Origin of the sequence: Pseudomaricurvus alkylphenolicus (assembly GCF_011683955.1) — a bacterium.
GTDB classification, from domain to species: domain Bacteria; phylum Pseudomonadota; class Gammaproteobacteria; order Pseudomonadales; family Cellvibrionaceae; genus Pseudomaricurvus; species Pseudomaricurvus alkylphenolicus.
The window spans coordinates 211,154-233,137 of sequence record NZ_JAAQPI010000001.1 but is presented as its reverse complement, the minus strand read 5'-3'; the positions used below and the strand labels follow the sequence as shown (position 1 = coordinate 233,137).

Here is a 21,984-nt window from a genome sequence, read left to right as displayed (position 1 = left end):
GAGACGGTAATGATGAAGCTAGTGGCTAAAACCATTGTGGTGACGGGAGGGGCGTCCGGCATCGGTCGTGCCCTCGCCATCGAGTGTGCGCGACGCGGCGCTTCGGTGGCTCTGGCGGATGTGGACCTGGAAGGGGCTTTGGAAACCAAAGTCCTGGCGGAGTCAAAGAAGCGAGGTGGGGCTGAAATTACGGCCCATCGGCTTGATGTTTCCAGCCTGGAGTCCTGGCAGTCATTTCGTGATGCGGTAATGAGCGAGCACGGTACCGTTGACGGCATCATTAACAACGCCGGTGTCACGTTTACCGGTACGGTGGAGAACACCGATTACGATCAGCTGGAACGGGTGATGTCCATCAATTTTATGGGGATGGTGTATGGCACCAAGGAGTTTTTGCCGGTACTGAAAACCCGGCCTGAGGCATTTGTTGCCAATGTCTCCAGTGTTTTTGGTTTGTTCCCGATGAAGAACCAGTCGGCCTATTGTTCGTCCAAGTTTGCGATTCGGGGGTTTACGGAGGTGCTGGCCCAGGAGCTGAAGTCTACCAATATTACGGTGGCGTCCATTCATCCGGGACATATTGGCACTGATATTCTTAAAAGCGCGCTCAAGCAGGGGAATATCGTGGGGGTCGAGCTTTCTTCCCGGGAGCAGGAGGGCTATGTGCGGGCCTTTAAGGCGATGGGGTTGTCGCCAGACCGGGCCGCAACGACTATTCTTAATGGTCTGGAGAAGAAAAAGTCGAAGATAGTCGTTGGGCGGGATGCGGTTCGCGGGGAGTTGCTGAATCGGTTGTTCCCCCGATTTTTTGTCGATTCGGCCAACAGGGCGGTGCCTTAACGGCCTGCCCAAAAGTCTGTGTCATAGAGTATTTGGATATGCTGAAACAAGATGTTAAAAAGATGACGATTAACAACGTCATTGGTAACCTGGCTGGTCATGCGGGTATTACTTACTGGATCAAGCATGACGGTGGTGATATTAGTGCTTGGGGTGATCAGGGCTATATTGCCGATTTTCTGGTTACCGGTTTTTTGTTCTGCGGTATTGTTGCGGCGATCTTTGTGTTTATGTACCGCGGTAAAGTGTCCCGTGGCGAGTTTGATCTGCACGAGGTGCCGTCCGAACGATGGGGCAGTTGGTTGCCCGCCAATGCCTGGATGGCTGTCTTGGTGATTGGTTTGCTGGGCTTGGTCAGCGCGGGTTTGCCGCTGGTCGGTTATTTGCTCGCTGCCGGTGTTCAACCTCTTTCTCCGTTGGCTGTGGCTTTGTCGAAGGGCATTTGGGCGGCGATGGTCAGTGCTATTATTGTGCCCGTTGCAATTTATCATGGCGCTTCCATAGCGACCTTGAAGCTGGAAGCGTCACAATAATCAAAGGGAAGCCACTACGTCTTTGACACTTTAATGTGACCTCAATTGATGAAAAAACCAAAGTGAATCCGCCACCTGCAGGTGCCAGTACTCCCAGGAGTGCTCACCGGGGAATACCTCAAAACTGTGAGGAATATCCAACTGCATCATGGCTTTGTGCAAGGTCAGATTTTCTTCGAACAGAGCATCGGATTCACCACAATCGAATCGAAAAGGAGGCAGTTGCGTCCGGTGCCGGGAAGCCCACGCCAGAATGTCAGCCTCTGCGTCGGAGCAGTTATAGATGCTAAGACCGTGGCCGACAAACTTTTCCAGATCCGACTTGTTTGTGCAGGCGGAATGGACGGAAATTGCAGACACTTGGGTAGCGTATTTGAATCCCATACGTAAACAGCCGTAACCCCCCATAGACAAACCGCACAGATAAACTGGCGAGTGCTTGTCCACATTGTCGACGCTACGCCGGGTGGCTTCGACAACATCCTCCATGATCCAGCGGTCGTAGTCAGCCAGTGGTGTTGGAAGATAACCGGAACCGTCACCAATCAGGCCATCAGAGGGCATCACCAGCACAAATTCACCCAAGCCTTCCTGCTCACGGAGACGTTCATAGACCTGGTGCACGCCGCCGCTGTACATCCAGGCCCAGTGACTGCCATAAACACCGTGCAACAGGATGATGATCGGTGTCTGAGGTGCGGCCGGGTTGCAGTTGTAAATGGTTACATCACCGCGCCCGGGAATTGCCTTACCACCGAGACAAGTGGAAGTAATGGTCATAAACCGGGTTTTGGGTGGTGCGTATTCAGGATTTGATTGTTCGATTCGAATAATCGCCATCAGAACACCACCACGCCTTTGGCGATACGTCCCGAAAGTAAGTCGTCAAAACCCTTGGCTAGTTCCTCCAGACCATAGGTCTTGCTGACCATTTCGTCTAACTTCAGTTGGCCCTTATCATACAGCTGTAATATGCGGGGAAAGTCGATATCCGGCTTGCATTGGCCATAGAGAGGGTTGAGGTAAATTTTATCCCACTCAAACAGCTCACAGTCAAATTCCACTTTCTGTTCGATGCCGCTGACCTGTATAGCGGTACCGGCGTTGCGGATCAGTGCCAACGGAGCATCGCCCAGTTGCGGCACCGCCGTGCATTCAAAAGCATAGTCGGCACCAGACGGGACCAAATCCTTTAATGCAGCCACCATTTGGGCGAGATCGCCCTGAGCGAGAATCGTATCCGTTGCGCCGAATCGTCTGGCGTAGTCGAGTCGGTCTTGTTTCAAATCAATGGCAATGATACGGGCGGCCCCTGCCACCCGACAGGCCTGGATCACATTCAGCCCGACACCACCACAGCCGATAACGGCGGCGACACTGCCGGGTTTTACTCTGGCCGCATTCACCACAGAACCGTAACCGGTCATTACGCCACAACCGATAATGGCGGCGCTGGTGTCGGGAATATCGCTCTGTATTGGCACTACTGCAGCTTCCTTAACCACCGTAAATTCACTCAGTGTCCCCAGGTGGAACGCCCGTTCTACAGGGCGCCCCAGGTAGCGGCTGGCCTGTGGGTGTGCATGCCCTGCCAGGGCGTGGCCAGTGACCGGAGAATTAACATCGCAAATATGTTGGTTGCCTTCACTGCACTGATGACAATAACCGCAGGGAATCGCCCAGTTTAAGATCACCCGGTCGCCTGGCTGCACCCTGGTCACTCCAGAGCCGACGGCAGTGATCACTCCTGCACCCTCATGGCCTGCCACAAACGTTTTGTTCCAAGTGTTGATGGCATCCCAATCCGTGTGGCACAGTCCGGCCGCCTTGATCTGAACCTGAACCTCTCCGGGGCCCGGCACACCCACCTCGATGGTTTCGATGCTGAGACGGCCCCGACCATCGGAGATAGCAGCGTGGCAGGTAACAGGTGTTTCCCTGTGACGATTCATTATTGAATATCCGCCGTTTCCACCGAGCTGGCTTCAAAAGTGACCTTGCGCAAGATGGTATTGCCGATGGGCACCAGATTGACGGTTTCCAGATCCCTGGTAGTGTTGTTGTAGAGGGCACCGGTCAGCGAAAGCTCGGTGGCCCAGGGTTTTTGCGGGTCTAACGGTGCTCGTGAAAATTTGAATTCCGGGGCAGAACCGGTCACATATTGATAACCACTCTGTTCGGGTGTCGCCGGTGCATATTGGAAGTTGTGGAAGCCGTCCAGGGGAAACGTCTTGGTGACTGTTTCTTCGCCGGATAAGGGCAGCGCATAGACCAAAGGCCCGTGACTGAGGTAGTAGTCGTTGTTGAGGTCCTGATGCTGTTGGACATCAGCCTCGAACTGCACATCAATCCTGTCGCCGTTCTGCCAGGTTTTCTGCAGGCGAATATATTCTCCGGAAGCGTCGATCTCTGCCCCTGCGGCGTTGAGTTCCATGTCTGTCATCCAGGCAGGTTTTCTCAACAGGATCTCAAAGTTGACCGGTTCTTCCACGGAAATGGTAAAGCTGGCACCGAATTCAAAGGGGTAGTTGGTGCTTTCCAAAATCTTGACACCGACACCATTGACCTCGGTGTCGACTTCACTGGGGCCATAGAGTGAGGCCACCAGCCCCCGGTCATGACGCAGCCACATGCTGTTGACAAAATACGGATAGATGCGACCTGCGTTTGGAACACAGCAAACGGCGACATCCTTATGCACCGGCGAATATTTGAATCGCGTTTGGGCATGGCCCGGATCATCCGGACCATGAGAATGCAGCTTGCCTTCCATGGACAGGGAATTGTCGGTCTTACAGTAGGCAATGGCGCTTTCTTCAGGGTGGCGAGCTCCCTGGCCGGCGTTAAACAGCAGCCATTCTATGCGATCGGCCCAAGCGGATGTCCCTTCTTTTTGCAACAACTGGGTGTAAGAGGCCAGCAACTCGTGAATCGAACAGTATTCGTATCCGGTGTCACTGGCGTGAGCATGGCGATGGGCCACCCACTCGTCGCCGATGGGGCCACCGCTGGGGGTTAATACCGTGTCGAGTTTTTCCAGATAAGCGTCAAGCGCGGCTTTAAGCTGGGGATTGCCCGAGGCGTAATATGCGGTCACAAGAGAGCGCAGATGCTCATAGGTGTGTACGCCGTGACCCTTAAAACGGTAGTCGGGATTCATGAGGTTGTCGTAGTGGATATCCACTTCTTCCAGATCGTGCTGGTTGTAGTCCTGATAGAGCCACAGCGCATAATCCATGTATTCCCGCTTGCCGGTCAGCTGGTAAAGGCGATCAAGGGTGTCGGTAAAGGTCAATCCATGGCCGACGCCGGCAAACGGTTTTTCCACCTTAAATGGCGTGGACTCGCCGATGGGATAGTGATGCATGGTCACGGCCACGGCACGTTCCACCGCAGTCAGCACTTCGTCTTTTCCGGTAGCCTCGTAATAACCAAGCAGCACGCGAAACAGCGATGACTGCGCCCAGAGTTCACCGTTTTCACCGCTGAAGTTATAGCGCAGATCGGGTGCGTAGATACCCAGGTAGCCGTCATCATCCTGGTAGGAGAGCATACGTTCTACATAGGCATCCACCTTGTCCAGGAATTTGCGGTTATTGGTCAGCAAGGCGGTTCGGACCAGACCGTCCCACCAGTTGGACTGGGTTTCGCTGTTCCACCACAGGTACTGGACTTCCCATTCGGCATCGTGGGAGACGGTGCCCACGTCTTTGCTCTTGACCTTGCGGGTAAGGCGGTCCTTGCCGTAAATATCATCTTCATGGATCAGGTCCGGTACCAGCTTGTCGAGCTGGCCAACAAAGCCCTCGGTGAGGTCCTGCTCCATTTGCTGCCGAATCCATCCCCGGGGTTTGACCTCTCCAAACTGCAACCACTCGAAGGTCTGTGCCGGCGGCGAAATGATCCGGTAGGTTGCTTGAAGCTCTGTTTGTGAGTCCAAGGGCTGACAGGCTGCCACTGACAGGGCCAATGGCAGGTGGGTAAACAGGGGTTTGCGGAAACGCTGTGTTTTTTTCATAGAGACGCGCCGTTGCTTGGATTTCAGGTTCAGTGTTCAGCTTGCTGGAGTTGCGGGGCGGAGTCTTCCCCCCCTGGGCAGATATTGGGGGCGTAGCGAACGGGGGGATACACGGCGCAGAGGGGTGGGGTAGTATATCCTTGAAAGATAACAGGAGACCGAGGCTTGTCGACGTTGACTCTGAAACTGCTGCCATCCAAAGTCACATGCCCACCGTGGCCACCTGCCGCACTGGAGAGAAGCCGCCCGCTGGTAGAACTCAGCGGCATGGCTGCGCCGGCCTTGGTTCTCGTGCAGGCCCCGGCAGGCTTTGGCAAAACCCTGTTGGTATCCAGCTGGCTGCGCAATCGGGAAGGAAAAGTTGCCTGGTATTGCCTCGAAGGCTCTGACAACGATCCGGCCAGGTTTGTCGCCTATTTGTTGGAGGCCCTGCGGGTTGCAAGGGCGCAGCCCGTGGCGCTCAGCCCTGAGCCGATAAGCAGCCCTGAGCCGATAACAAACAGCCCTGAGCCAATAGCAAACAGCCCTGAGCTGAACAAGAGCCCTGAGCTGAAAAACAGTGCAGACGTTGAACACACACTGGAGCCGGTGATGGCTGCCCTGCTGGTTGAACTGGCAGGCATTGACGACCACCTCTATCTGGTGCTCGATGACTACCATTGTATCGAATCCGACACCATCCATAGCGGGGTTCGATTCCTCCTGCGCCATGCGCCTGCCAACCTGACCTTGGTGGTCAATAGTCGCACGGAGCCACCGTTGGGGATTGCCGCCCTGCGAGTGGCGGGAAAACTGCAAATTATCGATGCTCAGGCGCTGGCATTTGATCGGCAGGAGGTGGAGCAGTTCATTAAAGGGCAAGGCAAACTCCAACTTGATTCGGCCTCCATTGACCAGTTGCTGGAGAGAACGGAAGGCTGGCCATCGGCCTTGCAACTGTTCGCCCTGTCGGCCTTGGATGCAGAGACCTCGGATCAATTGCTGGAAGAAATGGCTCAGGGTCATGGGCATGTTATCGACTATCTGTCTGAAGAAGTTCTGGCGCGGCTGGAGCCCGACTTGAGAGAATTTCTTTTGCACGTCTGCATTCTCGATCACTGCAACCACCGGCTGGTCAACGCACTTACGGGTGGCAGTAACGGCCAGGCCAGGCTGGAGCAATTGGAAAAGATGGGGCTCTTTATTGTGCCTCTGGACAATGGTCGCCGCTGGTACCGTTTTCACGCATTGTTTCGCCAGTTTCTTCGTCACCAACTGCAACTGGATCATCCACAATTGGAGCCGGTGCTTCATGGGCGAGCTTGCGATGCCTGGCGCGTTGAGGGGCAGCCTTCTGAAGCTCTGGCCCATGCACTCGCGGGCGCTGATGCGGTAAGAGTCACCGAAATACTGATTGCGCATGGAGATGATTTTTATGAGCAGGGCCAGTTCCGGCTGCCGAGCCGTTGCCTCGATTGGTTGACCGCGGAACGGGTGAGTCGGGATGCCCGGTTGGCACTGCTGTACACGCATCTGCAGCTGGCGCAGTGTGAATACCAGCGGGCTGAAAAGATGCTGCGTCAGGCGCAGCAATATATGCAGCAGGATAGGGAACAATGGCAACAGGTCCGGGGAGAGTTCGGTGCCCTGCGCGCACAAATGGCCAACGACCTTGGGGACAATGCACTTGCCAAGTCCGTCGCCGAAGAGGCCCTTGTGCATATAGGCACAGAGCGCTACAAACCCCGCATTATGGCGTTAACGGCGGCCGCCGGTGCCAGCTTCGGTCTCGGTGACCTGGAGCTTGCGCAAATTCACATGGCCGAAGCAGAGCAATTGGCTCGCAGCTATAACGCCAACCATGTGGTGATCTACACACTCTGTCTGCAATCGGATATCGCCGCTGCTCAGGGGTATTTGCAGAAGGCGTTTAAAGTACAGGAGCGAGCGCTGCAATTCGCCCGGCAACACCGGCTGCAGTCACTCAGTGAAATGGAATTTGTGTACCGTATCCGCGGGCAAATATTATGGGAGTGGCACCGAATCGACGAATCCGAGCAGGCCGTACAGGAGGCCGAAGCCATTGCCCGACCCTTGGGAAAACACTGGCTGCTTCAGGTCTACAGTCTGCGCTTGAAGTTACAGCAGGCCCGCGGCCAGGTTGAACAGTGCGCGCGCACAGCAACGCAGATTCAGAGCCTTCTATCCGAAGAGGGTTACCATCGCGACTGGCGTGCCAATGCCGAGGCAGCACTTGTAAACTATTGGCTGGCAGTGGATGCGCGGGCTTCACTGGAAGAATGGTTACAGGTGGTCACCCCACCCGGAGAATCGGCAGCCAATCACTATGATCAGTGTCACGCCCGCAACCAGGTCAGGGCATTGATGGGAGTGGGCAGCCTGGAGCGCGCGCAGGATATTCTCAAGGGCCTTCAAAGCCAGGCAGAGCTGCACGGATTGGTCCTGGACCAGAATCGCAATCAGATTCTGTTGGCCGAGTGGCACTGGCGACAACAGCAGCGCCAAACGGCGCTTGAGCACCTGCACCGCGCCCTGGAACTGGCGAATACCACGGGCTGCATCAGCAGTTTTCTACGGCTCGGAAAACCACTGCTGGTTATGCTGAAAGCACTCAGCGCTGAGCGTCCGCTGGGCGAATTTGAAAACCAGCGTCTGGAACGTTTAAGCGCCCTGTGCCGCGAATTACCGGAACTCACCGGGCGGGCTAAGATCCAGGTGGATGAAGCCATTATTGAAGACATTCTCGATAGTGAGGAGGTGCCAGAGTTATTGCAATACACACCGCTGAGCAAGCGGGAGTGGCAGGTGTTGAAACTGATCCATCAAGGGCTCAGCAATGAACGTATTGCCCAGGCCCTGAAGGTGGCGCCGAGTACGATCAAGACCCATATCCGTAACCTCTATCGCAAACTGAACGTTGCCGATCGCAAGGAAGCCATCGCCCTGACCGAAAAAATCCTGCTGTCCGTGCAGGGGGAGTAGTCCACACCCCAAAACTACGCCCCCATTATCTCCCCCAAGGAGGATGTTGGCCACGCCTGTTTTCAAGAGAATTTCACTCATCAAAACAATGTTGATACCAGCAACGGTGAGATTCTCCTATGACAGATACACACCCTCACAATTCTTCAGCCAGAGTCACGCTGCTAACCATGGTGCTTGCTTTGGGAGGGTTGCTCTTTGGTTACGATACTGCGGTTATTTCCGGAGCCGTGGCCTCGCTGGACGCCTTTTTTATCCAACCGCGTCAGCTCCAACCTTTTGAGGCCAATTCCCTGTTGGGTATAACCGTATCCTGTGCATTGCTGGGCTGTGTGATTGGCAGCGGTCTTGCGGGCTGGCTCAGTCACCGTCTCGGGCGCAAGCCGGTGTTGATTATCAGTGCAGCGCTGTTCTTTGTGTCGGCCCTGGGTTCCGCCGTACCGGAAATGGGTTTTCTACCCATCGGCGGCGATGAGGCGCATCTATCGCTGACACAGTTCTTTGTCTATCGCATTCTGGGGGGCGCAGCCGTCGGTCTGGCATCCATGGTGGTGCCCATGTATATCGCTGAAATAGCTCCACCGGCCATACGTGGCCGTCTGGTAGCCTTTAACCAGATGGGTGTCGTCACCGGCATCATCGTTGTGTATTTCGTCAATTACGTGATCGCTTTGCAAGGCGGTCAGGACTGGAACCAGAGCATGGGGTGGCGTTACATGTTTGCGTCGGAAACTCTGCCGGCTCTGTTGTTCTTTGGTTTGTTATTCCTGGTGCCGGAGAGTCCACGTTGGCTGGCACTTCGGGAGCGACCCGCCGAAGCGAAATCCGTACTGGCACAACTGCACGGAAAAAAGATGGCTGCACGGGAGTTCGAGGCCATCGACAACTCCATTCACAACCACTCTCATAAGCTGATGTCCTACGGTCTGCCGGTTCTGGTCGTCGGTATCTGCCTGTCGGTGTTGCAGCAGTTTGTGGGGATTAACGTAGTTATGTATTACGCCCCGGAAATCTTCAAGACCATGGGCTCGGGTAATGATTCAGCCATGCTGCAGACCATCATCGTTGGTGCTGTCAATGTTGTCTGCACCCTGGTGGCAATCGCCACAGTGGATCGTTTCGGACGTAAACCGTTGATGATTTTTGGCGCACTGGGGATGGGAGTGGCGATGACCAGTCTGGGACTGTGTTTCTACTTCGACTCCCTGGGCTTGAACGCTCTGATGATGATGTTGCTGTATGTGTGCTGTTTTTCCCTGTCCTGGGGGCCAGTCTGCTGGGTACTCCTGTCGGAGATCTTTCCCAACGCCATCAGAGCCAAAGCGCTGGCGATTGCCGTGGCCGCGCAGTGGATTTCCAATTATCTGGTGTCCTGGAGTTTCCCGATTATTGATCGCCACGAGTCATTGGTTGCGCTTTTCAACCATGGCTTCGCCTACTGGATCTATGGCGGGGTGGCGTTTGCTGCGGCCCTGTTTGTATGGAAGTTGGTTCCCGAAACCAAAAACCGGTCTTTGGAGGAGATTGAGTCCCTCTGGGCTCCTCACGCCAGAGGCAACCGGGGAGCGGCGCCGACGCCGGAGCGCGTTGCCCAGCCCGGAAGTTTCTAAATTCTACTGCGACACATCAATGGAGCTTAAACAATGAGCATTGATAAAACAGATCCTTTTCGAGAAGCCCGAGAGAGCGATAGAACGGTAGTGGCAAACTACTCCGACGAACGCATTCCCATGATTTTGCGCCATCGGGAGGTTCGTCTGGCTGCCAGAGACTGGCAAACCTACTCCTCCGATGCGCCTTGCCGTGTGCCCATACCCGAGGAGTCCGATGTCAGACAGGTGCGTCAGTTGCCAATTGAAGTGGACCCGCCGGAGCACACCGATTACCGCAAGTTGGTGCTGCCTTTTTTTCAGCGCCCGCTCGACCCGACCATGGCCCCCAAAATTGAAGCCCTGGTAGACACTCTATTGAGCGAGGCAATGACCAAAACTTCCGTGGACGTTGTCGCGGAGTTTGCCTTACCCCTGCAATCCAGGGCTTTGACCCATCTGCTGAACATGCCGATGGAGGAATCGGAGCTCTGGATCAGCTGGGGCACCCACGTGTTTCGCACCGGTGGCGACAGTCTGGATACCGAGCAGGCCGGAGCACTGGATCGTTATATTGAGCAACAGCTGGATCGCGCTGAAGACAATCCGGGCGCGGACTTTTTCAGTGAACTGCATCGAGCGCAATTCAAGGGACGGGGGTTAACCCGTGAGGAGATGACCGGCATTGCCAACCTGACCTTCGCCGGGGGCCGGGATACCATCATCAATCTGGTTTCCAGTGGCTTGGGCTATCTGGCGCAAAATCCCAAAGCACTGCAGCAACTGCGGGAAAATCCCTCCCTCATCAATACCGCCACCGAAGAATTCGTACGCTACTTTTCGCCAAAGACCCACATAGGTCGGGTGGCCACAAAAACGTTAGACATAAAGGGCGAGGCGGTGGAGGTCGATCAGCGTGTGTCTTTGTGTTGGGCGTCTGCCAATCGCGATGCCTCTGTGTTTGAAGCGCCCGCAGAGGTGCGTCTGGACCGAAAACCCAACCCTCACTTGGGATTTGGACATGGGCCGCACAGCTGCCTGGGGGCGCCACAGGCACGCCTGGTGATGCGCTCGGTGCTCAAGCGTTTGGTCGAACGCGTTTCCACCTTGGAGTTGATCACCGCTGAACAGGCGATCGAGCAGATCGGTGGTATCGAACGCAACGTGGGTTTTGAACAGCTGCACATCCGATTTTCAGAATAAGGAGGCTATAAGTCATGCCATTAGTGAAGTATATCCAGCACGACGGCTCGGAACGTCAAATTGAGGTTGAAGTGGGTCAAACGGTGATGCAGGGCGCCGTGGATAACATGATTGATGCCATCGCCGCGGAGTGTGGCGGCGCCTGCAGTTGCGCAACTTGCCACTGTTATGTGGACGAATCATGGCGATCCAAAGTGCCCCCGGCCAATGATATTGAGACCGAAATGCTGGAGTGTGCGGTTGAACCCGCAGCGGGCAGCCGCCTCAGTTGCCAGATTACCGTAACCGATGAACTGGACGGCCTGGTGGTACACCTGCCGGAGTCACAGTACTAGTACCCTAGAAGCGGCTGCTTTAATCGCCGGGAGGCGCCATAACCCTTGGGAGAATTCCAATGAATACGTATGTAGCGCGTGGCAATGCTTCGGCAAGAGGGCGTATATTGAGCCTGAGGAAGCCGGACAGCCTATTGCGGCACGGTGTGGATTATGGCGCCACTATGACTACCATAAAATCACTCGATAAAACCAAAGAAACATCCGGCAAGGGGAACACATCCCAATCGACGGCGTTGTCTGAGTCATTTCTCAACAATACCGGTATGCTCAAGCAGTTTCTGACCCGGTTTCTGAAGCGTCATCAGGATATCGAGGATGTGGTTCAGGAGACCTACCTAAGGGCCCATCTGGCGGAACAGAAATCAGAAATCCAGCAGCCCAAGGCGTTTCTATTCCGAGTGGCCAAAAACATCGCTCTGAACGAACTCAAAAAAAAATCCCGTCAGATCACGGATTTTATTGAGGATTGTGACCCCCAAGTTGTCATAGAGAATACCGACACGCTGGAAAGCGAGCTGGAGGCACAGCAACATCTGGGGCTTTATTGCGAAGCCATAGCCCAGCTGCCGGAAAAATGCCGCCAGGCCTGCCTCTTGCGCAAGGTTCATGGTATGAGTCACAAAGAAATCGCCGAGCGTATGGACCTCACCGTCAGCTCGGTAGAGAAGTACCTGGCAAAAGGGGTGTTGGCCTGCCAAGCTTATATCCAGAAGCGGGAGACGGGGCAGGCGGGCAATGGCGCCAAGTACGGAAAAGTTAATGACAAAGCCCAAGTATCACGTCATCGCCGCTAATATGGCGTAATGGCAGAGACCACAGTTGATGGACAATATTCACCAATTTACGGCCAAAGATACCATTAATGAGGAGGCCGCCGCCTGGCTGATTCGGCTCGATGGGGACGAGCCTCTGAGCGCCGGTGATCGCGAGGAGATGCAAGCCTGGATGGCTCGCAGTACCCAGCATCGCGACAAGCTGGCGGAATTGGCTCGGCTTTGGGGCAAACTGAATGTTCTGACTGAGTTGTCTGTACCCATGGCAACGCCTGCATCGAAACGTCAGTCGAGAATTCGCTCAGTCTTGCCTGTGGCCGCATCAGTCCTGCTGGTCGGTTTCATGGCACTGTTGGTCAATCAGCTGTTCTCTGAGCGTTGGCTGCAAACCAACGGAGACTACCTGACCGAAGTCGGTGAACAGCGGCGCATCGAATTAGCCGATGGTTCTATGGTCACTCTAAATACTGACAGCCGCATTCGTGTCGCATTTAGCGATCATTACCGAGATATCCATCTCTTAAGCGGAGAAGCTTACTTTGAGGTGGCGAAGAATCGCTCCAAGCCGTTTAAGGTCTACGCAGGTCAACGCAGCGTTGAAGCAGTGGGCACTGCATTTTCTGTCAGTCTCAAGCGACGTGATGTTGATGTGATGGTGACAGAGGGGCGGGTGGCCCTCGCGGCGCTGTTGGAAGAGGTGTCGACGGCTCCTGACGCGGAGCAGGGTGAAACGCTGCAAACCGCTCGTGAACCCGCAAAGGAGATTGGCCGGCTTCAGGCCGGTCAGCGTGCAGTGATGCATACCGCTGAGAGTTCTGACTCCGGCGAGAGCAGGGTACAGACCGATATTCGCGAATATAAACCGCAAGAGATGGAGCGCCTGCTGTCCTGGCGCCAGGGGCTGCTGACGTTTGCGGGAGAGCCATTGGACCAGGTGGTTGAGGAGATCAGCCGCTACACTTCCACGGTAATTCTGATTCCGGATCCAGCCGTGAGGGCGCTGAGGATCGGTGGACAGTTTGAAGTGGGTGACACGGAAGCCATGCTCGAAGCACTTGAGGCCAGCTTCGGCCTGCGTATTGTCCATTCCAACCAAGACGAAATCACTATTCTGGCGGCCGGCGAATAAACGTTGATCGACGATCGTACGGTCGCCTCCTATACTTATCGATAATCCCAGACTACTGTTGCAGTGGTTTGTGACCTCCTTCTTGTTCTACTGACATCGGGTTGTTCAGCAATGATCGCCAGGACTTTGGCCCCCGTGGGAAAAAAATTCAAAAAAAATTACGATTTTTTTGCGGGTTTGCATTTTCGGGTTGTCATCCTTACTGAAAGGTCGTTGATAACAATCCGGAAAATGCGGCTGAATCTAATAGGAAACACATTATTGTGGTTGGTCGTCGGGTACAGCAGTTACCTGGACGCCTCCAAACTCGATAGTGGCCATTGCCACCAGATCGATATACCTCAGCTCAACGCGGCTGAGGCTATTGGTCAATTGGCAAAGAAGACAGGCGCCAAGTTGCTGTTCCCTTTTGATCCGGCTAAGGCCAGGCAAGCAAATGCTGTCAAGGGTTGCTACACCACTGAGAAGGCGTTGCAACTCTTGCTCGAAGGTTCTGGTCTTACCAGCGGTCTTTCCAAAAAAGGAGTCCTGACAGTTTTTCTGTCAACAAAGGGCTCGTCCACAATAAGAGAGGAAAGCACTGAAATGCAGCAGTCCAAAAAGAATATTCTGGCAGCCCTGATCGGATTTTTTGCCGCATCGGGTGGTAATCAGGCAGCGTTGGCACAGGCCCAGGCGAACGCCGAAAACAGTCAAAACGAAGTCACTCTGGAAGAAATTGTCGTGGTTGCCACCTATCGCCAGAGTCTGATGAATGCCATCGAGCAAAAGCGCAATGCCGATACCGTGATCGAGGCCATTTCCATGGAAGACATCGGAGTGCTGCCCGGAAAATCCATTGCTGAAAGTCTGGCCAGTATTCCGGGCATCGCCGGTGCCCGTACCGACGATGGCAATATCGGTCAGTTGTCCATTCGCGGTGCCCAGGATCTGGCGTTGGCGACACTGAATGGTAGAGAACAGGTGACCGTCGGCAATGCCCGTACCGTTGACTACGCGCTATATCCTTCTACCGTGGTATCGCAAGTGCAGGTGCACAAAACAGCCAAGGCCTCTCTGGCGGAAGGTGGGCTGACCGGGGTGGTGAATATGGATACTCTCAAGCCCCTGGATTTTGACGAGCAACGCATCGTGTTTGCCGCCGAAGGAACCATTACCGAAGTGGCCGACGACATCGAGTTCGGCGATCCGGAAGGCGGTCGTACCAGCCTTACCTACATCGACCAGCTTTCGGATAATTTTGGTGTGGTGATTGCGGCGGCCCACGCCAATGAAACCATCGCCCGCGACGGTAGCCTCTCGCCATTCGATTGGGGACTCTATCGCAGCGGCACCGGAGATGCCGGTTTCGATCTCGATGGCGATGGACAGGGAGGAGACGAACATATTCCCTTTGGTTTTGAAACCAGGCAGCTCGGCGGCGAGGAGAAACGCTCCAGCATCTTCCTGGCGCTGCAGTGGAATCCCAGCGATCAACTGGAAGCTAACATCGACTTGCTGTTCTCATCCAAGGATATCGATTCCGAAGCCCAGAACACCATGTACGCCGGTACCACCTGGCTGGCACCCGGCGCCTACACCAACACCGATTTTGTCGGTGATGACCTGGCTGCCGCGACGCTGAATATTGGCGCTAACGGCAACGCGGTACAGGCGACGGGGCAGCGCATCGCCATTGAAGATGAAGTCATCAGCACCGGCGCGAACATTCAATGGAACGGTGACCTGTGGACGCTAAGCGGGGATATCGCCTATTCAAAAGCTGAATCCACCCGTCAGTTTGATAATTTTACCCTGCGCATGACCGAACCCGATTCCCGCATCTTTAACTATCGCGCCTATGGCGATAACCCCTCACTGTCCGTGAGTGGCTTTGATGTTACCGACCCGGCCAACTGGACACCCACGGGATGGCCGTCGCTGGCCCGTATTGGCGAATTTGTGGAAGACGAGCTGACCGCCGTTCGTTTTGACGTGGTCAGGGATCTGGACCTCGGCACCGAGGCATTGAAGTTTCACACTTTCAAGGCCGGCCTGCGTTATTCCGAACGGGAAAAAGTGTTCGACAAGCTGTCCACGGCCAACTCCTTCGTGGTTAGCGGTTTCCAATGGCATCCAAACTTTGATCCCACCCTGGACATCAGTCCGTTGGACAGCTCCTTTGTAGATTCAATCGCCAGTCCCAGTAATGGTCCCGACTTTATTGTCTGGGACTTCGACCAAATCGCCGAGCGCCTGGGTGGTTTTGTGAAAACGCCGTCCGTTTCCGGTCGCAATGACGAACTGGTGGCCTCTTGGGCCGTGGAGGAGGATACCGAGTCTTTCTACCTGCAAGCGGACTTTGCAGGTGAGGGCCTGCTGCCTTACCGCGGCAATATCGGCCTGCGCTACGTCAGTACAGACAGCCGATCGCCCGGCTGGGTAGATCTGGGCGATGGCAATCCGGCCGTGCCGACGACTGCAGACCACAGCTACTCAGAAGTGCTGCCCAGTATTAACCTGAGCCTGGAACTGTCCGATACGCAGGTATTGCGACTGGGATGGGCAACCGTGCTGAGCCGCCCCAATATTGACGATATGCGTTCGTCGGCGCGGGTTTCTCTCAATACCTTAGCCAATCGTCTGGAGGGTTCGGGGGGTACCCCGGAGCTGGACCCTACCATTGCGGACCAGAGCACCATCTCCTATGAATGGTATCCGGAAGACGGCACTTCGCTGGTACTGGCGGCTCACTATTCTGACTTGGAATCATTTGTGGCTGAGTTTACCAATCAGACCACCATCAACGGACAGACTGCTCAGGTTTCCGGTGTCGGTAATGGAGAGGGTGGCTATATTCGCGGTCTGGAAGTGGCGCTGTTAATGAATTTTGACGATTTGCCCGCGCCTTTTAATGGCCTGGGCTTAAGTGCCAACTATGCCTACACAGAAACCAATGTGGACCCTTCCGGCGATAACACCTTTGGCCTGACCGGCCTCTCCAAAGATGTGGGTAACGCGGCGCTTTGGTGGGCTGGCGAAAAGATCGAAGCGCGAGTCGGTGTCGACTATCGCAGCGAATACACCGATATTGACGACTTTGGAAACTTCCTGACCATTAAGGACGTTACCACTGTGAGTACCAATTTCGCCTACAACTTCAACAAGGATCTGCGAGTCAATTTCTTTGTCTCCAACCTGACGGATGAAGAGCGTAGCAAGTATACCGGCGGTGTACCGCAGAGAACCTCGTTTACCTCCAGCTATGGGCGTATTTTGGGGCTGGGCGTTCATTACACTATGTAAGTCACAAGTTGACATCCTCGCAGTGAATGGTCTTGTTCGCCAAGATCGTGTTCCACTGCACTTGGGCCCCATTTGCGTGGGGCTTTTTTTCTCCAGATTTATTTGGAATGAAGAATGATCACTCGTAACACTCACACCAACCCGCGGCGGTTACTATGTTCAGCATCTGTTTTTGCGGTACTAACGCTGGCGGGATGTAAAGACGAAGTCGAACAACCGCTTTTGCATGTACCTTCGCCCGACTGGCGCGACCAGGTGATTTACTTTTTGATGATCGACCGCTTTAACGACGGCGATCCCAGCAACAACGATCAGGGTTACGGTGAATACAATCCGGCTCTGGAAAGCCACTACAGTGGTGGCGATTTAAAAGGCATCGTGGACCAACTCGATTATGTACAGGAGCTGGGAGCCACCGCCATCTGGCTGACTCCCCCGGTGGCAAACCAATGGTGGAGTAAGGATTCCAGCTATTCGGGCTATCATGGCTATTGGGCACGGGACTTTAAAGAAGTGGATGAACACTACGGCACGCTGGACGATTATCGTGCTTTGTCGGATGCGTTGCATCGCCGGGACATGTACCTGATCCAGGATATTGTGGTTAACCATACCGGCATCTACTTTGGCTACCCGCAAGGGTTCGACCCCGAGGATACGGCCCGGAATTTTCAGTTGTTTGAAACCGACAGCCCCATACAACAGGCACCGGATATGGCGCCGTTTGATCAGGTCGACCGCACCAATCCGCAACACGCCGAGGCGGCAATTTATAACTGGACGCCACCGATCAACGATTATCACGATATCGACCAACAATACACCTACCAGTTGGGTAACCTCTCGGATCTTAATACTCGCAATCCACTGGTGGTGGATGCTTTTAAGGAAAGCTATCGCTACTGGATGGAAGAGGTGGGAGTAGATGCCTTCCGTATCGATACGGTCAAGTATGTGGAGCATGAGTTCTGGCAGCAGTTTCTTCACGACGACGACGGTATCTACCCGGCGGCGAAACAGCTGGGCAAGGATCACTTTCTTACCTTTGGAGAAGTCTTTGAGTCTTCACCTCCCTATCAGGACAGTGGCGAGCGCACGGTCGCCAGCTATTTAGGAAGCGAGGAAGAACCGCAGCTGAACTCCGTCATTGGTTTCCCGTTGTATTTCGAGATCAATCAGGTTTTGGGCGAAGGCAAGCCCACGAGTCAGTTGGCCTATCGACTGAAAAAACACATGGCGGTTTATCCGGATCCCTATGTAATCCCTAATTTTATTGACAACCACGATACCAAACGATTTCTGGCCGGTGGCAGTCTCGCTGCGTTTAAGCAGGCTCTGGCCGTGATGTTTACCATTCCCGGTGTGCCGATTATTTACCAGGGCACCGAACAGGGGCACAGGGGCAGTCGCCAGGCCATGTTCGCCGGCGGATTCCAGGCAGAGGAGGACCAGTTTGATCAGCAGTCCGACCTCTATCGCTATATCCAGACACTGAGCGAACTGCGTACGGGGCATCGGATACTGACCCGGGGCGACCTGCGGCCATTAGCCTCGGAAAAGAGCGGGCCGGGTGTGTTGGCCTATGAGCGTCGCTATCAAGGTGAGAAGGCACTGGTGCTGATGAACACGGCGAATCATCGCATTCTGGTTAACCAGCTGGATGTGGAGGTGGAACCGGGCCAGACCTTTGATCCATTGTTTGCCTTGAACAGCAGCGGCCATGTGGTTGCTGATGCCCAGGGACGATTGAATATGGAGCTGGAGGCCAACGCGGTGCTGGTGCTGAAGACTGCGGGCACGATTGCTGACCATTCCCCGGCTACCCAAAAAAGCGACGAGCTGAGATTTTCTTTCGAGCAAAACATCAATGCAAAAAACCTGACCCGTGACACGCGACTGAGCGGCACCGTCAGTCGTGGCAACACACATCTTTTGGCGGTTATCGATGGCAATCTCGATAACGCTCAGGCCATTGAAGCCGACGCCGAAGGTCGCTGGCAGTTTGAGTTACCCATCCGGGACCTGGGCCTGGCAAAACGCAAACTTCAGCTTTACGCGCCTGAGCATAACGCCGTCAGTGCCGCCATGGTGTTCCACTCGCAAGTAACTGACGCCGACATAGTACGACGGGTAGACGATGGCACCGGTGATGCCAGCGGCCCTGAGGGTCGCTATATTCGCCCTCAGCATGAGGCCAGCGGTGCCCAAGGGGATATCGAGTCCGTCTCGGTTCGCAGCTCCGGCCGCAATCTGGAATTGGTGCTGACTATGAAAGAAGTGAGTGATGTCTGGGTACCGGCCAATGGCTTCGACAATGTCAGTTTTTCCACCTTTATCGATATTCCCGGCACAAGCGGCATCGATGTTTTGCCGATGTTGGACGCCCGTTTGGAACCGTCCCAGGAGTGGGATCTGGCTCACGTGGCCTACGGCTGGGGCAATTATATGTACAAGAGCCTGGGGGCGGAGGCGACCAAAACCGGTGAAATGCTGGGCGTTGCGCCCAAGATTACCGTGGACAAGGATGCTCGCACCATTCGCTTTTTTTACGAAGGCAGCAAGATCGGCATTGATGACTGGAACGATGCGCAGATTTACATCACCACCTGGGATATGACCGGGGAGGGTAACTATCGGGAGTTGGGTGAGACCCCACAGGCCTGGAGCTTTGGCGGCGGCCACCACGGCGAACCGAGAATTCTGGACGATGTTCGAGTCCGTGTGGCCAAGCCCGACAATCTGGCTGTGCACTAAAACGATTTACAAAAGACAAACGCAGGAGTTATTTATGGGAAAACTATTGGCTGGAATCTGGTTATTGTCACTGGGCCTGGTTGCCCAGACAGCGCTGGCGGAGCGCGCGCCTAATGTGGTGCTGTTGATTGGTGACGATCACGGCTACCCGTACTTTGGCTTTATGGGGGACCAACAGGTAGTGACGCCCACCATGGATATGATCGCCGAGGGTGGGGTGGCTTTTACCCAGGCCCATTCAACCGCCAGCATTTGCCGGCCGTCATTGCGAACCCTGATGACCGGCCTGCACCCGGTGCAATACAAACTGCAGGAAAACCGCATTCTGGAAAAACGCCGCAAGGCCGACAAAAACTACGCCTCGCTGAGCCAGAAAGAGAAAGGCATGTGGCACGAGGTTGAAAAGGCGGCGGCCATGCGCGAGTTTGATACCCTTCCAAAATTGTTGGCCAAGAAAGGATACGTGAGCTGGCAGGGGGGTAAATGGTGGGAAAACTCCTATAAGAACGGTCACTTTACCGAGGGTATGACCAAAGGCTGGGATATGTCTTTGTTTGGCAAGGATGACTTTTTTCATGAAATGATGGGCGCCGATGGCACGGAACTGGGGCGAACCACCATGAAGCCGCTGTTTGACTTTATCGACAACAACCAGGACAAGCCGTTCTTTGTCTGGTACGGCCCCATGCTGCCTCATACTCCCTTTGATGCGCCTTACGAGCACAGCAAGTACTACCAACACAAAAACCTGTCGGAATCCGCCCGGCTCTATTACAGCAATATCACCTGGTGGGATCACGGTGTCGGGCGTTTGATGGATCATATCGAATCACGGGGCCTGATGGACAACACCCTGTTTATCTACGTCAGTGACAATGGTTGGGAGCAAGACGCCAGGGTGGAATACGCGGGGGAGGGAATCACCTACGAGAACGACGCTGATTTCGCCAACGGTGGCCACAAGGGCAAGATCGGTATGTACGACATGTCGTTCAGAACGCCGATTATTTTTTACTGGCCCAATCGAATTCAAGGCACTATGAACGAGACCAGCCTGGTGACCAGCGAAGATATTGTGCCGACGATTCTGAATCTGGCCGGTGTTAAAAGCCCGAAAGGTCTGCCGGGCTATTCGCTTACGCCTTTGTTGCAGGGGCAACCCATGGCACAACGGCAATCGATCGTGGGCTATGTGAATCAGCGCCGCTCAGCCACCGATATGATGGGGGAGCGAACGGAGGGCTACTATGTGAGAACCCTGCGCTGGCACTTTATGTGGTTTAAAGACACCGGTGTGATGGAACTCTATGATATTCAGGTGGACCCACGATCAGAGCGTAACTTGATTGATGACTATCCGCATCTGGTGGAGGGATTCAAGCAGGACATCAAGCGCTGGAAGAAAAAAATGAAAATGAAAAAGCCGATTAACGTCAGTTGATCGTCGTTTTAAATGGATGTATTTGAGAGACTGATGGTGCCGCGTTCTGATTTTAGTGGTTGGCGTTCCGGGTTTGCCGCAGCCGTTATGCTGTTGGTAGGTTGTTTAGCGGCCAGTGCCCTTGCCAAGGGACCGCAGGTAAGCTCAGGCAAGCTGGTTGTGCATCGCGATTTTCCATCCAACTATGTGGCCAGTCGGGACATTATGGTTTGGCTCCCGGATGGGTATTCGGCATCGAATAAGTACGACGTGGTCTATATGCACGACGGCGACGCGCTCTTCGATGCCTCGACCCACTGGAATGGCCAGGAGTGGGGGGTGGATGAGACCTCCGCAGACTTGATATCCCGAGGCAAGGTGCGCCCCTTTATTGTTGTCGGCGTGCCCAATGGAGGGGCGCTTCGCCACAGTGAGTATTTTCCGCAAAAGCCCTGGGAGAGTTTCAGCCCGCAACAACGGCGCGAATTGCGGCAAAGCAAACGCCAGTCCGGCGCGGCGGTGTTTCATGCCGAGGTACAGTCGGACAATTACCTGAAGTTTCTGGTGCAGGAAATCAAGCCCTTTATCGATAAACACTATTCCGTTAACACGGGGCCTGCCCATACCAGGGTGATGGGGTCCAGCATGGGAGGGCTGATTTCCATTTATGCGTTGAGCGAGTACCCGCATATCTTTGGCGCCGCCGCCTGCTTGTCCAGCCATTGGCCGGGAGTTTTTCATGTGCAGGGTAATCCGATTCCGGAAGCGTTCTATGCTTATTTGGAAAGACATCTTCCCGCACCTGGTCAGCATCGGATTTACTTTGATTTTGGTACCGCCACGCTCGATGCCCTCTATCCGCCGCTGCAGGCACGGGTCGACGGTATTATGGCCGCCCGGGGGTATTCGGATGCCGAATGGATTACCCGTCGCTTCCAGGGAGCGGAACATACGGAAAATGCCTGGCGCCAGCGTTTGGATATTCCGCTGCGGTTTTTGCTTGGGAAGGATGAATCCTTGTGATTTAGCCGGGCCGCCCGGAAAACACACTGCTCTACCGGTTGATTATTGATCATCAATGTTCGGCGAAGACTTGTCTGCATGGCACACAAATGACAAT

General features: G+C 54.7%; 15 protein-coding genes. 12 read left to right on the top strand and 3 right to left on the bottom strand.

Annotated features, from left to right (window positions below; all coding sequences use genetic code 11):
* Positions 1-9 precede the first annotated feature (9 nt).
* Together HBA55_RS00940 and HBA55_RS00935 are read left to right on the top strand one after the other, a co-directional pair.
* Positions 10-840 carry an SDR family NAD(P)-dependent oxidoreductase gene (locus HBA55_RS00940; RefSeq protein ID WP_166985587.1) on the top strand — a complete coding sequence of 277 codons (831 nt, stop codon included), beginning with the start codon at positions 10-12 and terminating at the stop codon, positions 838-840.
* Positions 841-878: 38 nt separating this feature from the next.
* The gene (locus HBA55_RS00935; protein ID WP_166985584.1) at positions 879-1,373 is read left to right on the top strand and encodes a hypothetical protein; all 495 of its coding nucleotides are present in this window, start codon (positions 879-881) and stop codon (positions 1,371-1,373) included.
* Positions 1,374-1,403: 30 nt separating this feature from the next.
* Here the strand turns inward: HBA55_RS00935 and HBA55_RS00930 are convergent, their stop codons facing one another.
* The 3 genes from HBA55_RS00930 to HBA55_RS00920 are packed head-to-tail and all read right to left on the bottom strand — an operon-like array spanning position 1,404 to position 5,391.
* Positions 1,404-2,213, bottom strand: a complete 810-nt coding sequence (locus HBA55_RS00930; RefSeq protein WP_166985581.1) for an alpha/beta hydrolase — start codon at positions 2,211-2,213, stop codon at positions 1,404-1,406.
* Positions 2,213-3,325 carry a Zn-dependent alcohol dehydrogenase gene (locus HBA55_RS00925; protein ID WP_166985578.1) on the bottom strand — a complete coding sequence of 371 codons (1,113 nt, stop codon included), beginning with the start codon at positions 3,323-3,325 and terminating at the stop codon, positions 2,213-2,215. The genes HBA55_RS00930 and HBA55_RS00925 overlap by 1 nt, the downstream gene beginning before the upstream one ends.
* Positions 3,325-5,391, bottom strand: coding sequence for a beta-L-arabinofuranosidase domain-containing protein (locus HBA55_RS00920; RefSeq protein ID WP_166985575.1), 2,067 nt, complete (start codon positions 5,389-5,391; stop codon positions 3,325-3,327). The genes HBA55_RS00925 and HBA55_RS00920 overlap by 1 nt, the downstream gene beginning before the upstream one ends.
* A gap of 165 nt (positions 5,392-5,556) precedes the next feature.
* Here HBA55_RS00920 and malT point away from each other — a divergent pair, with 165 nt between their 5' ends.
* The 10 genes from malT to HBA55_RS00870 all read left to right on the top strand — a co-directional run bounded on the left by malT (position 5,557) and on the right by HBA55_RS00870 (position 21,887).
* On the top strand, positions 5,557-8,373 hold the full coding sequence (gene malT / locus HBA55_RS00915; RefSeq protein ID WP_166985571.1) for an HTH-type transcriptional regulator MalT: 2,817 nt from the start codon (positions 5,557-5,559) through the stop codon (positions 8,371-8,373).
* Between the two features lie 119 nt (positions 8,374-8,492).
* The gene (xylE, locus tag HBA55_RS00910; RefSeq protein ID WP_166985568.1) at positions 8,493-9,983 is read left to right on the top strand and encodes a D-xylose transporter XylE; all 1,491 of its coding nucleotides are present in this window, start codon (positions 8,493-8,495) and stop codon (positions 9,981-9,983) included.
* Positions 9,984-10,016: 33 nt separating this feature from the next.
* Positions 10,017-11,165 (top strand): cytochrome P450, encoded by a 1,149-nt coding sequence (locus tag HBA55_RS00905; protein WP_166985565.1) that lies wholly within the window; start codon positions 10,017-10,019, stop codon positions 11,163-11,165.
* Between the two features lie 14 nt (positions 11,166-11,179).
* On the top strand, positions 11,180-11,500 hold the full coding sequence (locus HBA55_RS00900) for a 2Fe-2S iron-sulfur cluster-binding protein (RefSeq protein WP_166985562.1): 321 nt from the start codon (positions 11,180-11,182) through the stop codon (positions 11,498-11,500).
* A gap of 59 nt (positions 11,501-11,559) precedes the next feature.
* Complete coding sequence (locus tag HBA55_RS00895) at positions 11,560-12,297, top strand: RNA polymerase sigma factor (protein WP_206019477.1); 738 nt, start codon at positions 11,560-11,562, stop codon at positions 12,295-12,297.
* 28 nt (positions 12,298-12,325) lie between these two features.
* Entirely contained in the window at positions 12,326-13,405 is a 1,080-nt protein-coding gene (locus tag HBA55_RS00890; protein ID WP_166985559.1) for a FecR family protein, read from the top strand.
* A gap of 261 nt (positions 13,406-13,666) precedes the next feature.
* A complete protein-coding gene (locus HBA55_RS00885) occupies positions 13,667-16,690 on the top strand; it encodes a TonB-dependent receptor (RefSeq protein ID WP_166985556.1) in 3,024 nt (1,007 codons plus the stop codon).
* Positions 16,691-16,804: 114 nt separating this feature from the next.
* Positions 16,805-19,444 carry an alpha-amylase family glycosyl hydrolase gene (locus HBA55_RS00880; protein WP_166985553.1) on the top strand — a complete coding sequence of 880 codons (2,640 nt, stop codon included), beginning with the start codon at positions 16,805-16,807 and terminating at the stop codon, positions 19,442-19,444.
* Between the two features lie 34 nt (positions 19,445-19,478).
* Positions 19,479-20,885 carry a sulfatase family protein gene (locus tag HBA55_RS00875; protein WP_166985551.1) on the top strand — a complete coding sequence of 469 codons (1,407 nt, stop codon included), beginning with the start codon at positions 19,479-19,481 and terminating at the stop codon, positions 20,883-20,885.
* Positions 20,886-20,918: 33 nt separating this feature from the next.
* Positions 20,919-21,887, top strand: coding sequence for an alpha/beta hydrolase (locus HBA55_RS00870; protein WP_206019476.1), 969 nt, complete (start codon positions 20,919-20,921; stop codon positions 21,885-21,887).
* Positions 21,888-21,984 lie beyond the last annotated feature (97 nt).